This window comes from Actinomyces sp. oral taxon 175 str. F0384 (assembly GCF_000223355.1).
GTDB lineage: Bacteria > Actinomycetota > Actinomycetes > Actinomycetales > Actinomycetaceae > Actinomyces > Actinomyces oris.
The window spans coordinates 58,106-73,848 of sequence record NZ_AFUR01000001.1 but is presented as its reverse complement, the minus strand read 5'-3'; the positions used below and the strand labels follow the sequence as shown (position 1 = coordinate 73,848).

Here is a 15,743-nt window from a genome sequence, read left to right as displayed (position 1 = left end):
CATCCCCGACGACTCGGGGTACGCACCCCGGCCTGGCACCTTTGTCACCCTCCTCGGCCCTTGGTCCCCGGTCCGGCATCCTCCGTTGCCGGAGAATCCTCACGGTTCGTAGATATCTACAGCCCGGCGAGCGTCCGGAGGTCTCGACGCCTTCGTCACGCTCGAAGCGCAATCGGGAGAACTACCGATGCATCCCCCATGCTCACCCCTATTTTCTGTCTTAGGTTGACCCCATGAACGACGTCCGCATCGATACCCCACGCGGGATCACCCTGGCCGGCACCCTCCAGCTGCCTGCCGGAGCCGCCCCCATCGATCTGGAGGTTTCTACGACGTCGGAGGACACCCAGCCCCCACAGGCGCGACCTGAGGGCGTGGTCCTGCTGGCGCACGACTTCCTCACCGACCGTCACGGTCAGGGCGGGAGGCTGGACTGGATCGGTGCCCGCTACCGCGAGGCGGGTCTGGCCACGCTCAACCTGGACTTCTCGGGTCTGGGTGAGTCCGACGACGACGTCATCACGCTGGCGGGCGAGGCCGAGGACCTGCGGGCGGCCTCCAGCTGGCTGGCCGGCCTGGGCTTCACCCGGCAGATGATCCACGCCAACGGTTTCGGGGCGACGGCGGCGCTCCTGGCGAGGCCCGAGCATGTGCGCACGGCGGTGCTCGTGGGGGCCATCGTGGGGCCGCAGTCGATCCTGTGGGAGGAGATCTTCTCCCCCGAGCAGCTCGATGAGCTCGCCCAGCACGGACTGACGCGCCTGGTGGATGACAACCCCAACTCCCGTGAGTGGAACGTCCTGTCCAAGGAGACGCTGGCGGACTTCTCCATGCAGGATCCGCAGCGCACCCTGGCGGATCTGCCCTGGCCGGTGCTCATGGTGCACGGGGTGCTGTCCAACGAGCTGCCCGACACCGCTGAGGCCACCGCCGAGGGCTTCCCGCTGCTGCCCGACTCCAGCCAGATGGTCCATGTCCACGCCGAGACCCTGGAGCAGGCCCAGGAGGAGGTCGCCCGCCTGAGCCTGGAGTGGGCGCAGCGCCGCCTGCGCTGAGCGGCCGCCCGGCTCCTTGCGCCGGGTGGCGACGGCACCGCCGTCGGCACGCGCAAGGAGAGCCGGGCGGATCAGGACGGGCGGTAGGCCTTGACGGCGCCGTTCTCCTCGTAGGTGATGAGGAAGTCGCCTTCGGCGTTGAAGCCGCCCCTCCTCTTCAGGGGAAGCGGCGCGGGGCTCTCACCGGTGGACATGTCGACGAGGTGCAGATCTGTCTCAGCCTCGCTCTTGCGCTCGAAGAAGACGCCGATCTCCCCGTCTCCGGAGTGGTGGACGCCTTGGATGGGCACGCCCTGGCAGCCGCCGGGGAACTTCACGGACAGCGAGTTGTCCTCGCCGAGGTCGATTCTCTGGCCGGCCACCGTGATGGACGTGCACTCCTTATCATCCTTGTTGATCGAGTAGGTCGATGGCGCCCAGGAGGTGTCGCCGTTCTTGAGCCAGGCGCGCGTCTGGTCGAGGGTGAAATCATGGGGTGACCACGGGTAGTCGGTGAAGTCGTCGGGAACGCCTACATCGAAGGTCTCCTTGACCGAACCATCGGGGTTGATGAGGGTCACGCTATCCGGTCGCCCCGAGGATGAGGGATGAGAGTCGAAGATCATCCAGCCGTCCTTCATGGCAGTGGGTGAGGTGTCCATCGAGACTCCTTCAATCGGGGAGGCCTGACCGGTGGTGAGGTCGACATGCAGGTACTGCGTCTTCCTGCCCTGGGAGATGCTCGCTATCGCGTAGTGATCGAACTGGGGCGAGATGAAGGCGTTCTCGGAGCCGGGGTCGTCGAAGGGGAGCTTCTTCTGCCAGACGCGCTGCTTCGAGGAGGACCACATGGTGCACGTTGCACCTTCGCAGGAGATCGCTTTGTCTGCGTTGATGGCGATCGAGGCCCCCGCCTTCCAGGGAGCATCCTCATGCTTCTGGGAGCCGAGGTCTACGAGCTTGTCGTCCTCGACCAGCTTTCCGTTCCATACGTCGGGGTAGTAAAACTCTTCCTCCGACTCGAAGTCCTCCTCCCACAGGAGCTTGGGGGCATTGCTCTTCAGAGAGAACACCTCGACATGCATCTGGCCGCTTTCGGAGACCACCCGGATGACATAGTCGCCGACATGCTCGATCGAGACACGGCCTTCGGGGCCGGGCTCGTTCTTGGGGGCGTCGAGAGCCCAGACCTCCTCATAGCCGTTAGCCCAGGCCTTGCTCCAGCCCGATGTCGGCTTCGTCAGGTCAGTTGGAGCCCCGTCTCGGCCATGCAGCCACCAGTAGGCCGCTCCCCCTCCGGCAACCGCGAGGACCAGCACGATCACGACCGCCACAATGACGGCGGTGTGCCGTCTGCGCTTGGGCGCCCCGCCGTCGGGGGCGCCCGGGTAGACCGGACCGGTCTGGTAGGGCACGGGCGCCCCTGCCGGGAGGTACGGAGGCTGGGCCGGCTGCTGCATGACCGGCTGACCGGGAAGGCCGCCCGCCGCAGGCGGATTCTGCCAACCCACCGCGCCCTGAGGACCGTAGGGCGCCGGCATGGGTTGAGAGGCCTGCGGGCCGTAGGGAGGCTGAGGCCCGTAAGGAGGCTGAGACCCGCCGGCACCGTGCGGGAAGGGCCCGGAGGAGTGGCCCGGCCACTGGGGAGTATCCGTCATGTCGGTGAGTATTTCACGCAGGGCCCCCATCGGCTCGGCCTTTGGCGGCGGTCCTGTCGCGGGGCGATCGGGCGGAGGGGCGCATATAGGGGACAATGGGCCACCTATGGAACAGGGCGAGCACCTCAAGCAGAACCAGGGCGACGACCACGCAGGTGGCCTCCGAGGCCAGCAGGACGGCGACCTCAGCGCGCGCAGCACCGAGACCGCGCAGGCGCCCGCCGACGGGCCGGACGGGCAGGCCGCCACCCCTGCACGAGGCGGCGCACCGGACCAGCAGAGGCGCAGCTCCCAGCGCGGTGGCGGCAGGCGTCGGGGCCGGCGCCCGGGCCGCACCGAGAGCAGGCGCCGCAACGCCTGGAAGGGCTACTCCCCCGAGCAGCTCGCCGCCCGCGCCGCCGCCGTCCCGGCGATCGTCTACCCCGAGGAGCTGCCGGTCTCCGCCCGCCGCGAGGAGATCGCCGCCGCCATCGCCGAGCACCAGGTCGTCATCGTCGCCGGTGAGACCGGCAGCGGTAAGACCACCCAGCTGCCCAAGATCTGCCTGGAGCTGGGCCGGGGCGTGACCGGGATGATCGGCCACACCCAGCCGCGACGCATTGCCGCCCGCAGCGTGGCCGAACGCATCGCCTCCGAGCTGGGCACCCCGATCGGGCGTGACGGCGTCGTCGGCTATCAGGTGCGTTTCACCGAGGAGGTCGGCGAGAACACCCTGGTCAAGCTCATGACTGACGGCATCCTGCTGGCGGAGATCCAGTCCGATCCCCAGCTGCGCCGATACGACACGATCATCGTGGACGAGGCCCACGAGCGCAGCCTCAACATCGACTTCATCCTGGGCTATCTGGCGCGTCTGCTGCCCCAGCGCCCCGACCTCAAGGTCATCATCACCTCGGCCACCATCGACTCCGAGCGCTTCGCCGAGCACTTCGGCCGCGAGCAGGTCGGCGACCGCGGGCAGCCCTTCACCGTTCCCGCCCCGGTCATCGAGGTCTCCGGGCGCACCTACCCCGTTGAGGTGCGCTACCGCCCGCTGGCTCCCGACGACGCCCCGCCCGCCTCCGACGACGCCGGCGGTGAGCCGGCCAAGCCCGCCGCCCCCCAGCCCGGCCCGGCGGGACCCGGCGAGCTGAGCGAGGCCGAGCTGGAGGCCCTGACCTCCCCCGACCCGGCGGTGCGCGCCGCGGCCCGGGCCCGCCGTGAGGCCATCCGCTCCGGCGCCGGCCCCACCGCGCTCGCGCCCCGCAACCAGGGGGCCCGCGGCAAGGGCCGGGGCCGGTCCGGCTCCGCGGCCGCCGAGTCCGGCGAGCCCAAGGACCAGGTGACCGGGATCCTCGACGCCGTCGACGAGCTCCTGGGCGAGCCCAGCGGCGACATCCTCATCTTCCTGGCCGGTGAGCGCGATATCCGCGACACCGAGGCGGCCCTCATCGACCACCTGGGGGCGCGCTACACGCCCGACGGCCGCTCGCGCACGCCGGGGGCCATCGAGGTCGTCCCCCTGTACTCGCGCCTGAGCGCCGCCGAGCAGCACCGGGTCTTCGAGGCCCACCAAGTGCGCCGCATCGTCCTGGCCACGAACGTGGCCGAGACCTCCCTGACGGTTCCCGGGATCCGCTACGTCGTCGACCCGGGCCTGGCGCGCATCTCCCGCTACTCCAACCGCACCAAGGTTCAGCGCCTACCGATCGAGCCGGTCAGCCGGGCCAGCGCCAACCAGCGGGCGGGCCGCTGCGGGCGCGTGGCCGACGGCATCGCCATCCGCCTGTACTCGCAGGCCGACTTCGAGGCGCGCCCGGAGTACACCGAGCCGGAGATCCTGCGCACCTCACTGGCCAGCGTCATTCTGCAGATGGCGGCCCTGGGGCTGGGGGCGGTGGAGGACTTCCCCTTCCTGGACGCCCCGGACTCCCGCCAGGTCCGCTCCGGCCTGCAGCTGCTCACGGAGATCGGTGCCATCGAGCCGGCCGGGGCCGCCTCCGCCCGCTCCGACGACGCCCCGGGGCAGGGCCGCCGGGGGCCGCGCCTGACGGAGATCGGGCGGCGCCTGGCGCGCCTGCCCATCGACCCGCGCCTGGGGCGCATGCTCCTGGAGGCTGGTGAGCTGGGCTGCGTCGGGGAGGTCATGGTCATCGTGGCGGCCCTGTCCATCCAGGACGTGCGCGAGCGCCCGGCGGACAAGCAGGAGGCCTCCGACGCCCTGCACCGGCGCTTCGCGGATCCGACGAGTGACTTCCTGACCTACCTGAACCTGTGGCGCTACCTGCGCACGCAGAGCCGCGAGCTGTCCGGCTCGGCCTTCCGGCGCATGTGCCGCGCCGAGTTCCTGCACTACCTGCGGGTGCGCGAGTGGCAGGACGTCCACACCCAGCTGCGCCAGCTGGCCCGCCCCTTGGGGCTGGACGCGGCCCCGGTGGAGCTGCCGACGGCCCGTTCGATCCGGGCGGCCACCGAGGCCCTGGAGCCGGGCAGCCACGCCGCCCAGATCGCCAACGGGGGTGTGGCGGCCGCCGTCGTGGCCCTGGGGCGCAGCGCGGACACGCCCGACGCCGACGCGATCCACCGCTCACTGCTGGTGGGGCTGCTGTCCAATGTGGGGAACTGGGATGAGCGTCGTCGGGAGTACGCCGGCGCGCGCGGGACCCGTTTCACGATCTGGCCGGGCTCGGGCCTGCGCCGCAAGACCTATGACTGGGTGATGACCGCCGAGCTGGTGGAGACCTCCCGGCTCTTCGCGCGCACGGTGGCCAAGGTGGACTCGCGGTGGATCGAGCAGGTGGCGGACCGGGCGGGCCTGACCCGCCACGTCTTCGGCGAGCCGTACTGGTCGACCCGCCAGGGGGCGGCCATGGTTCACGAGAAGGTGCTGCTCTACGGGATGACGCTGGTGGCGGACCGGCCGGCGACGCTGGCGAGCGTGGGGACGGACTCGGCCCGCCAGGTCGCCCGGGAGATGTTCATCCGCTCGGGCCTGGTGGAGGGCGGCTGGCACGCCCGCCACGGCTTCGTGGAGCGCAACCGGGAGCTCATCGAGGAGCTTCAGGACGTGGAGCGGCGTCGGCGCGAGCACGGGCTGCTGGCCGACGACGCCGCCCTGTTCGACTTCTACGACGACCGGATCCCCGAGGAGGTGACCTCCGCGGCGGCCTTCGACGCCTGGTGGAAGGAGCAGCGGCGCACCACCCCGGACCTGCTGGACTTCACCCGGGAGCTGCTGCTGCCCGGTGGGGGCGACGCGAGCGGCTTCCCGGACACGTGGGTGCAGGGGGACCTGACCCTGGGCCTGGACTACGTGTTCGAGCCGGGTCACCCCGAGGACGGGGTGAGTGTCCAGGTGCCGGTGGAGGTGCTGGGGCGCCTGAGCCCGGAGGGCTTCGACTGGCTGGTGCCGGGGATGCGGGCTGAGCTGTGCGTGGCCACGATCCGGGCGCTGCCCAAGCGGGTGCGCCGCCAGCTGGTGCCGGCCCCGGACGTGGGCGCCCAGGTGTGGGCGCAGATCGCCCAGGAGTTCCCGACGCCGTCGGGTGCGAGCTGCCCCGAGGTGCCCTTCGAGGAGGCCTTCAGCCGGGTGGTGCTCAGGCTCAAGGGCGTGGAGATCACGGAGGAGGACTGGGCCGAGGCGGCCGAGCGGCTGCCGGACCACCTGGCGATGGGCTTCGCTGCCCTGGATGCGCGGGGCCGGGTCATTGGCCGTGGCCGGGACCTGGTTGCGCTCCAGCAGCGGCTGTCGGGCAAGACGGAGGCAGCCGTGCGCTCGGTGGTGCGCGGCGCGCTGGCCCAGGCGATGGCCGAGGCCCAGGAACGCCAGGGCGCGCAGGGCGGGAAGCCCGGCCGCAAGGGCCGTAAGAAGAAGGGCGGGCGGCCGGCTGCCGCTCAGCGTCCGGGCGGCGCCGCTGGGACCGCAGGAGGCGCGGGAGGCTCAGGGGCCGGTGCTGGAGCCGGCCTGGAGGAGCGCCGGGGCCTGACCGACTGGCCTCGGGGTGTGCCGGGCCTGGGTGACCCGGATGCCTCGACGATCCCGGCCTCGGTGGAGTCGGCGGGCCGGGCCGGCCTGGTGGTGCGCGGCTACCCCGCCCTGGTGGCGAACGGGACCAGGAGCGCAGACTTGAGGATCCTGCCCGACGCCGCCGCCCAGCTGGGCGCTCATGGCGCCGGGGTGACGGCGCTGGCCCTGGTGCGCACGGCCTTGCCGACGGCCCGGGTGACGAGCCGGTGGAGCGCCCAGGAGTCGCTCATCCTGGCGGCCAGTCCCTACCGGAGCACGGAGGCTCTCGTGGAGGACGTGCAGGCGGCTGCCGCACGGATCGTGGCCGGGCGCTGGGCGGCGTCGGCCTCCGGCTGCGCGCTGACTGAGGTGCGCAGGCGGGAGGTCTTCGAGGCACTGGTCGGTGTCATGCGCAGTGAGCTCGAGGACGAGGTCTACCGGGTGGCCCGGTACGCGGCCGCGGCGCTCAAGGCGGCCCGGGAGGTGGAGCGCGTGGTGGGTGAGCACACCTCCCTGACGCTGCTGAACACGCTGCAGGAGGTGCGCGAGCACGCGGCCGCCCTGGTTCCGGAGGGTTTCATTACCGCCACCCCGCCGGAGCACCTGGCGCATCTGGAGCGCTACCTGCGGGCCCTGGTGATGCGGGTGGAGAAGGCGGCCTCCTCGCCGTCGGCCGCCTCGCAGGACACTGCCCTGGCCTTCCAGGTCTCCCAGGCCCGGGAGGTGGTGGACAAGGCCCGCGCCAGGGCGGCCTCGCTGCCGGCCGACCCGCAGCGTGAGGCCCTCCTGGAGGAGGCGCGCTGGATGGTGGAGGAGCTGCGGGTGAGCCTGTTCGCCCAGACGCTGGGCACGAGCCGCAAGGTGAGCCTCCAGCGCATCACCAAGCTGGTCAGCGGTATTTGACCCTGTACCGGCGCCTCGCCTCTCAGCTGCCGCCTCCCTTCACACAGCATCAGTGTCATGACCTCATTCATCGAGCCGGGCCCCGCCCTCACCGCCGCACTGTCGGACTGAAAGCCCCCACCGCCGCGACCGATCGGGAAGAATGCTTCCAATCAGCCAGTAAGGGAGCAGCCGATGCCTGACGAGCAGACCACACCTGAACAAGGAGGAACCAAGTCGGAAGAAGCCCCGACTGCCGACTCGAGCAACGAAGCCTCTGCCAGCCGGAGGAAACCGTCGTCGGGCAGGTCGTTAGGGTGGTGGGCTGTCTGTTTCGTGCTGGTCGTACTTGTGTTGATCATCGGTGGTTACGGTTGCTTACTCTATGTCAACCTGCACCCTGACAGCGGCCCGGACGGCTTCCAAGTCCGGCGCGTTGCCAGCACAGCCTCCAACTACCTCTCAAGCGACCCCTCGGTCACCTCAGCAGAGGCAACAGGAGCAGAAGCCAACATCAACGGAAGCTCCGTGACAGTCGACGCCCACCTCAAGGACGGCACCAGCGTGGAGGCGGCCGCCAACCTACTGGCCTCAACCCGGCAGAAAACACTCCAGGAGGAGCCCGACTACTCAGGCGATTTCATCATCTCGGTGTCCTGGACCATCAAGGGCAGCACCATCGACGTCGATGTGCAGTGTCAACGAGACCCCGACTCAATCCGGACCGACGTGAAACGAGCACTCACCCCCGTCGGAGAAGCGAAGACCTTCACCGGCAACATCGACGAGTATCAGGGACCGACAATCGACTACGGACAGGTCATCACAACCCCCACCAACCTGACCCAACCAAACGTCAAGAAATCCTCCAAGACCTTCACCATGAACGGCTGGAAGGTCACCTCCACCCCCAAAACTGACGGCCAGTTCAGCAACCCACCCTTTGACCAGCTCATCACCGCCACCAAACAGGCCAGCCCCGCAGGCACCATCGACCTCGACGGCACCACCCTGTCCGTCACCGGCCTAGTCACCGACGAGAACAAAGGCCTCACACCCGAGGCAGCAGCACCCGTCGTCCACGCCGTCGCCAACTGCCAAGCCGCAAAACTGACCACACTCCAACTCAACATCTGGGCACTGAACACCACATCCAGCGTCGCCGACCCCTGGCTGACCTTCACCTGCAACAACGGCACCTGGACACCCACACACGAAAGCACAAGAGGCCAAGACGAAACCACCATCCTCAACAAAGCCGCCGAACTCTAGCAGCCCCACCGTTCGTTCATCGCCTCTGCACCGTCGGACCAAACGCCCCCGCCACCACAATGGATCGGCAAGAATGCCTCCAATGAGTCAGCAAGGGAGCAGCCGATGCCCGACGAGCAGACCGATCCAGACCAGGGAGAGTCCCCCACCGTCTCTTCCGTGCAGGGTCAAGAGGCGATTGGACGCGATGACGCCGACGGCACCGCCACCCGCGCCAACGATGAGACGGCTTCCGGTGAGGTGCCCGTAGAGTCGGCGTCGGTGGAGCAGCACCCCCTGAAGCGGAGCGCTCCTCGTGGGCCGGGGTGCTTCAAGCTGGGCTGCGTGACCCTGGTACTCCTTCTGGTGACGGTCGGCGGGTTCCTCTACATCGTGGCGGCTGGCCTGGACCCGAGCCTGGGGCCCGGTAACGCCGGCGCCCGAAACGTCGCCAAGGCCGCAGTCACGAGCCTCTCCAAGAACCCAAGCGTTGAGTCGACGCAAATCATGCAGGCAGGAGCCAACTCAAACACTGGCTCGGTAGCTGAGGTCAAGGCGCATCTCAAGGCCGACACCCCAGTGGACAGCGCTGCCGACATGCTGCCTTCAACCTGCAGCGCCGCCCAACGAAACAGCGTATGGGGCACGGTGACCGTCGGGATCATCTTCACCTGGAACATGAAGGGCACCGAGATCGACGTCTACTTCAACTGCCGCGGCCCAGCCTCCAAACTGCGCACCGGCGTTCAGCACGACCTAGCCCCAGCAAGCGAGGCCGCAACGATCATGCGCAACGGTGACACGTCATCTCTTGAGGTCGACTACGCAGACGTCACCACACCACCGTCCACGCTGACCGCTACGTCCGGCTCACCAACCATCAAGACCTTTACCATGAACGGCTGGAAGGTCACTTCCACCAGCAACACCGAAGGACAGTTCCCCACCACCGTCTCCTTCGAGCAGGTCATCACCGCCGCCAGACAGGCCAGCCCCGCCGGCAGCATCGACCTCAACGGCACCACCCTGTCCGTCACCGGCCTGGTCACCGATGAACGCAAAGGCCTCACCCCCGAGGCAGCAGCACCCGTCATCCACACCGTCGCCGACTGCCAATCCGCAGGACTCACCACACTCCAGCTCAACGACGAGGCAAGAAAGGAGCCCTCCAGCGACGACCTCTGGCTGACCTTCACCTGCAACAACGGCACCTGGGCGTCGCAGTTCGACTCCCCCAGCCCCAGCGACACCGAAATCCTCAACAAAGCCGCCGAGTTGTAGCCAACCTGCCTCCCACCTGCTCTGCTCCCAGGCCAGCGGGCGCCCCGCGGGCCAAGCAACGACTCATCGTCCCCGCAGAGGACCCCTCCTCCCTCAGAGGGAGGAGACCGCCCCTACTGCGTTCAGCCACCGGGACGATCACACCAGGACCCGGCCCTCCTAGCCTGGAATCGTTCAGGAAGAACAAAGGCCACGAGCATCCCGAGGACTGACGCACTATGACCACCACCATCGACGCCGCAGCCGGCCCGGCCATGGGCGTCCACCGTTTCGAGGCCCTCCAGAAAACCACCCCCGTCTCCCGGGCATCCCGCACCGGACGGCATCGGACCTTGGAGACCGCCGGCCGCCCCAGTCGCCCCCGCGTGGCCGGTCGGCAGTCCTTCGCCGGCGCGGTGCGCGCCGAGTGGATCAAGCTGCACACCCTGACCTCCACCTGGGTCACATCGGTCATCACAATCGCCATCACGGTCCTGTTCGGCGCGGGCCTGGCCATCGGCTACGCCGGCTCCCCCGATCGGGCCGACCAGGCCAAGACCATGATCGCCGCGGGCTCGGTGCTGGGCATGATCGTCGTCGCCGTCCTGGGTGCCCTGGTGATAACCGGCGAGTACGCCTCGGGGCAGATCCGCTCCTCGATGATGGCCGTTCCCCGCCGCGGGCGCCTGTTCACGGCGAAGGCGCTCGTCGGATCGGCCTTCTCCTTCGTCCTCGGGGTCCTCAGCGTGGCGCTGGCCTACGCCGCCTCCTACCCGTTCATGAAGGGCCACGCCGGTTCTCTCACTGATACCCACTACCTGGGGCTGTTCTGGGGCACCGGCTTGTCCTTCGCGATCATCTCACTCATGGCCCAGGGGGTCGGTCACCTCACTCGCTCGACGGCGGGCGCCATCACCGTGGTGGTCTCGGTGCTGTTCGTCGTCCCCCTTCCCTTCCAGATGATGGCCGGCCACTGGACGTGGGCGAACAAGGTCCTGGGACTCCTGCCGGACACCCTATCCACCGCCGTCTCCGACCCCTTCAGTCTGGCCACCCAGTGGGGACAGGCCGGCACCGCCACCTTCCTCCAGCACTGGCAGGCCATCGCCGTCTTCGCGGCCTGGGCCATCATCCCGATGGTGATCGCCGCAGTCGTCTTCACCCGCCGCGACGCCTGAGCCACCGGCTCACGCGTCCCATCAGACCCTTTCTCCGGTTCCACACAGTCGGCCCCCGCACCCTCTCCCGGTGCGGGGGCCGACGACGTCGATACGTGTTGATCTGCTCGGATCAGCCCTGGGGCTGGTCATCCCGGTACTTGCGCATACAGGAGTGCCTGGTCCGATACAGACGAGCCCCCGTCCCCACCAGAACTCCACTCCAGCCAACTGCTAGCGCCCACACCCATGCAGGGATGCCCACAAAATCACCTCTTCTGACGAAAGGACCGCTTATTGCAGTAACCGAAACACCCCCGGGGGACATCGACCTCAAACACAAATTCGCTTAGGCCCGAAACAGCCCCTACCGGCAGTACAGACAGCGCCTCTCCCTCTGGAAAACCCACCCAACCGGCGTCTCGAGACGTCACGACATTCGAAACCCCCAGAAGCCATGAGACAACGCACTGGCAGCCCGGATCGTTCAGCGCCGAGGCTGGTCCTCCCGGTATTTGCGCATCCAGGAGCGTCTGGTCCGGTACAGACGGATCCCCGTTCCAATCGTGATGCTGACCCACATGAGCAACATGCCCCACATCCACTGCGGGATATCCACGGCGCACCTCCCTTCCCGACAGCCGGTCGCCATGCCAAGGCTTCTCAGGCACCATGATATGACCGCCTGCACATTTTGTCCCGGCGCTTTGCTCGTCGAGGCGCCCAGCCTCGCCCCCGCTACAGTACGGCGGACATGAGGCGGCAGACGTTGTCCACGTAGCGGTTGTACCAGGGCTCGGTGGCCCACAGTTCGGGAGTCAGCTCGGTGCAGGCGGCCCGGTAGGCGGCGTCATTGTTGCGGAGCAGGTCGTCGAGGTCCCCTCCGAAGGCCAGCAGCATGACCTCGTAGTTGAGGGCGAAGGAGCGGAAGTCCATGTTGGAGGAACCGATGACCCCGACCTCGTCGTCGACCGTCATGTACTTCGAATGCAGGACGATCGGAGAGGGGTAGAGGTAGATCCGCACCCCCGCCGCCAGCAGCGCCGAGTAGTAGGAGCGCTGGGCGTGACTGACGATGAACTGGTCGGACTCCTTGCCCACGAACAGCTCGACCTCCACCCCCCGGTAAGCAGCAGACGTCATCGCCGCCAGCAGCGCCTCGTCGGGGATGAAGTAGGGGCTGGTGATGGACACGCGCCGCTTGGCCCCGTGGATGAGGGCCAGGAACATCCGCAGGTTCGGCTCGGTGGGGTAGCCCGGCCCGGAGGGAATGAGCTGCATGGCGTTGACGACGGCGCCCGGACGCCCGGGCCTGGGGGCCGGCGTGCCCACCGGGATTCCCGGCAGCCCCGCCATCTCCGGCAGGGTCTCGGCCGGCGTCCCCAGCGCCAGGTCGAAGGCCTCGAGCTGCTCGCCGGCCTCGAAGAACCAGTCCATGGCGAAGACGGCCTGGGCCTCCAGGACGATCTCTCCGGTGACCTCCACCGACAGGTCCTCCCAGCGGCGCCCGGCCCGCACATTGCGCCGGGTCCGGTAGGAGGGGTCGATGACGTTGTGGCTGCCGATGAAGCCTCTCTCACCATCGATGACCAGGATCTTGCGGTGGTTGCGCAGGTCCGGGCGGCGCCAGCGGCGTTTGAGCGGCAGCAGCGGCATCATGAGGCGCCAGCGAATGCCTGCGTCGGTCATGCGCTGGCAGAACTGCTTCCAGCCGGGGTACTTGCGGCTGCCCAGGTGGTCCAGGAGGAGGCGCACCGTGACGCCGCGGGCCACCGCGCGCTCCAGGGCGGCGAAGAAGACGTCGGTGACCTCGTCCCAGCTCATGATGTAGAACTCGACGTGGATGTGATCGGTGGCGGAGTCAATGGCTCGGGCCATGGCCTCGTAGGTGCTGCGGGGATCGGCGTGGACGGCCACCACTTCGCCGCTGACGCAGGGCAGGCCGGTGAGCCGGCGGTTCATGCGCAGCGCCCCGGCCAGGTAGGTCGAGGGCCGGGCACCCTTGGGCAGGTCAGGCATGGAGCGGGTGTAGTCGAGGGTGATCTCGTTGACGGTGTGCTGCTGGCGGCGACGCGTGCCGTGGACCCACGGGCTGCCGATGAGCAGATAGAGCGGGAGCCCCACGAGGGGCAGCAGGAAGATGAGCAGCAGCCAGGCGGTCGACGACGACGGGCGGCGGTTCTCCGGAACCGTGCCCAGCGCGGCGATCTTAATGAGGTACTCGATGACGACCCAGGTGGTCGCCAGTACCGGCGGCAGCGTCATGCTCGCATCATGTCATGCCCGCGGACTGGTCCCCGCAAAAACGCCTGGGCGCGGACCGGATGGTCCTACGCCCAGGCACTGCGAAGGCCCGCCCCGGTTCACCACCGGGTCGGGCCCTTCGCAACGAGGTCGCTTACCGGTTCCCATTCGGCAGCGGGTCCTCCTTCACCGAAACGCCCGAGCACATTCCCTTGGCTGTGGCCCAGACTCAGTGGTGGCCGGTCAGTGGTACTCCCCAGTACCTCACGGTCGCCACCGTTCAGCGGTGACTATGACTCTGCCGATGCTGTCTGAGAGAAGCCTGGAAATCGCGCATCTAAATGATGACGCTTGATGACGATATGGTCACGGCCTTCCGGGCGCACTGGCAGCCTCCCTCACATCCCTTGAAATAGTGCGGAATCCGCCCCTGTTCGTGGGCGCCCTCAGGCCGACGTCGGAGCGCCGAAGAGGGTCTTGAAGTAGCCGTAGAAGTTCCAGTTGCCCCACGAGGTGCACTGGTCCCCGCCGTGGGCGGCGGCCTCATTGGGCTGGAAGGGCGTGTAGTTGTACAGGCCCGCTGTCGCCTGGTTGGCCACCGTCACCTCACCGCTGCCGCACTGCGCGTCGGGCGAGTAGGCGATCCGTGTGGGCCGCTGGGCCACGACGTCGTAGCCACCCGGATCGAGACGATAGCGATGGAACTGGGAGGCCGCCCCGTAGAGCTGGGAGGGGAAGCCGGCCCACTGGGGGTCGCAGGCCCCGTGGTCGGGACAGGCGTAGCCGGCAGCGACCTCGTAGTCGCGTGCGCTCAGGCTCGCACCGGAGGCGGTAAGCAGCCCCTGCTCCTTGTGAATCAGGACCAGGAGCACCTGGGGGTTGATGTCGCAGGCCTGGGAAACCTCCCAGATGACGTCGGCCGCGCTGGCGCCGGAGGCGGCCTCGATGCCTCCGGGACAGAAGGTGCTGGCCTGGCGGGCCGGCACGGAGAAGGTGGCGCCGGCCAGGCACTCGGTGCCGTCACTGCCCGGCTGGCAGCCGGCGTTGACGCGAGCGAGAAAGGCGGCGATCTCCTCGCGTGTCATGGCCTGGGAGTCGTAGAAGACCTCGTCATCGATGATGCGGGCGGCGTTGAAACCACTGGCGTCGGGCACCAGGGGCGCGGGCGCAGAAAGTGTGCCGGCATCGGTGGCCTTGCCCCACCCCAGCGCGAGGCCGCCGAGCGAGGAACCGGTGGCACGCAGCACGAGGAGTCCTACCAGGAGCGTGACCAGGAAGGCGGCCAGGACGAGGCCGATCGGGCTTTTCAGGAAGGACTGAACGGAACCGCCCCTGCGCCCCCGCCCCCGTCCGGCGCCGGCACGCAGGAGCCCGAGGCGCCCACGGCCGCCTCGACTCCCCTTCGCCTTCCTGGGGCGCTGACTCGCATCCTCCCGCCGGGCGCGGTCAGTGCCGCGCTGCGCGGCTGGGCGGGCGCTGCGCGGAGCTCGTGCGGGCTGGGGCGAGCCGGTTCCTGCGGTGCTTCGTTGGGGCCGCGGACGTCGGCCGGAGGGATGGTGGGACATCGGCGCCATCGTGTCACATCACGGGCCGACGCACGGCCCGAAGCGGCCCGGGCCTCCCGCGGCGAGTGCCCGATCAGGAGCTGGCGGGAGGCGATGCGCCCCACAGCGCCGCCGTCGGCCGGGTGAGTCCGCCGTCGCATACCGTGGGGCCGTGAATCTGCCCGATGTCCTGAGCCTGGCGCGCTCCCTCATGGAGGAGGCCGATGTCGGCGACTGGGACCTGGCCTTCGACCGGGCGCGCCGGCGGGCCGGCCAGACGGATCATGCTCGACGTCGGATCACGCTCAGCCGCCACCTCATGAGCCTGTACGACGAGGCCCAGGTCCGCGAGACGGTCCTGCACGAGATCGCCCACGCCCGCGTCGGCCCCCGCCACGGGCACGACGCCGTCTGGGCCACCGAGGCGACCCGGTTGGGGGCGACGGGCCGCAGGCTCATTGACGCTCAGGCCCCGCGGCTCCGAGGACGCTGGGTGGGCAGGTGCCCGGCGGGCCACGAGGTGGACCGCATGCGCCGTCCGGCCTCACCCGTCTCGTGCTCGCGCTGCGCCCCTCGATTCAGCCTGGAGCACCTCCTGGCGTGGAGCCTCGACGGCGAGCCCGTCCCCCATGAGCGGATCAGCGAGCGCTACAGCCGCCTCCTGAGGCAGGCGCATATCCACCCACCGGACGATCCCGCAGGCTCCTCCAGGACACTATCGTCCTGAC

Annotated in this window: 9 protein-coding genes; 6 read left to right on the top strand and 3 right to left on the bottom strand. The window is 69.0% G+C overall.

Annotation, left to right across the window (positions count from 1 at the left end):
* Positions 1–233 precede the first annotated feature (233 nt).
* Positions 234–1,055 (top strand): S9 family peptidase, encoded by an 822-nt coding sequence (locus tag HMPREF9058_RS00275; protein WP_009747469.1) that lies wholly within the window; start codon positions 234–236, stop codon positions 1,053–1,055.
* A 71-nt stretch (positions 1,056–1,126) separates the two neighbouring features.
* Here HMPREF9058_RS00275 and HMPREF9058_RS00270 read toward each other — a convergent pair whose 3' ends face one another.
* Positions 1,127–2,692, bottom strand: coding sequence for a hypothetical protein (locus HMPREF9058_RS00270; protein WP_254654011.1), 1,566 nt, complete (start codon positions 2,690–2,692; stop codon positions 1,127–1,129).
* Positions 2,693–2,798: 106 nt separating this feature from the next.
* Between HMPREF9058_RS00270 and HMPREF9058_RS00265 the strand changes: the two genes are divergently transcribed.
* The 4 genes from HMPREF9058_RS00265 to HMPREF9058_RS00250 all read left to right on the top strand — a co-directional run bounded on the left by HMPREF9058_RS00265 (position 2,799) and on the right by HMPREF9058_RS00250 (position 11,248).
* Positions 2,799–7,580, top strand: coding sequence for a DUF3418 domain-containing protein (locus tag HMPREF9058_RS00265; protein ID WP_009747332.1), 4,782 nt, complete (start codon positions 2,799–2,801; stop codon positions 7,578–7,580).
* Positions 7,581–7,754: 174 nt separating this feature from the next.
* Positions 7,755–8,831 carry a hypothetical protein gene (locus tag HMPREF9058_RS00260; protein WP_009405527.1) on the top strand — a complete coding sequence of 359 codons (1,077 nt, stop codon included), beginning with the start codon at positions 7,755–7,757 and terminating at the stop codon, positions 8,829–8,831.
* Between the two features lie 105 nt (positions 8,832–8,936).
* Entirely contained in the window at positions 8,937–10,091 is a 1,155-nt protein-coding gene (locus HMPREF9058_RS00255; protein WP_009406304.1) for a hypothetical protein, read from the top strand.
* A 218-nt stretch (positions 10,092–10,309) separates the two neighbouring features.
* A complete protein-coding gene (locus HMPREF9058_RS00250; protein ID WP_009405729.1) occupies positions 10,310–11,248 on the top strand; it encodes an ABC transporter permease subunit in 939 nt (312 codons plus the stop codon).
* Positions 11,249–11,965: 717 nt separating this feature from the next.
* Here HMPREF9058_RS00250 and HMPREF9058_RS00245 read toward each other — a convergent pair.
* Both HMPREF9058_RS00245 and HMPREF9058_RS00240 read right to left on the bottom strand, forming a co-directional pair.
* Positions 11,966–13,492 carry a phospholipase D-like domain-containing protein gene (locus HMPREF9058_RS00245; protein ID WP_009405486.1) on the bottom strand — a complete coding sequence of 509 codons (1,527 nt, stop codon included), beginning with the start codon at positions 13,490–13,492 and terminating at the stop codon, positions 11,966–11,968.
* Between the two features lie 425 nt (positions 13,493–13,917).
* Positions 13,918–15,036: a hemagglutinin gene (locus HMPREF9058_RS00240; RefSeq protein ID WP_254654010.1), complete on the bottom strand. Its 1,119-nt coding sequence runs from the start codon at positions 15,034–15,036 to the stop codon at positions 13,918–13,920.
* A gap of 151 nt (positions 15,037–15,187) precedes the next feature.
* Between HMPREF9058_RS00240 and HMPREF9058_RS00235 the strand changes: the two genes are divergently transcribed.
* Positions 15,188–15,742 carry a SprT-like domain-containing protein gene (locus tag HMPREF9058_RS00235; RefSeq protein WP_009405683.1) on the top strand — a complete coding sequence of 185 codons (555 nt, stop codon included), beginning with the start codon at positions 15,188–15,190 and terminating at the stop codon, positions 15,740–15,742.
* Position 15,743 lies beyond the last annotated feature (1 nt).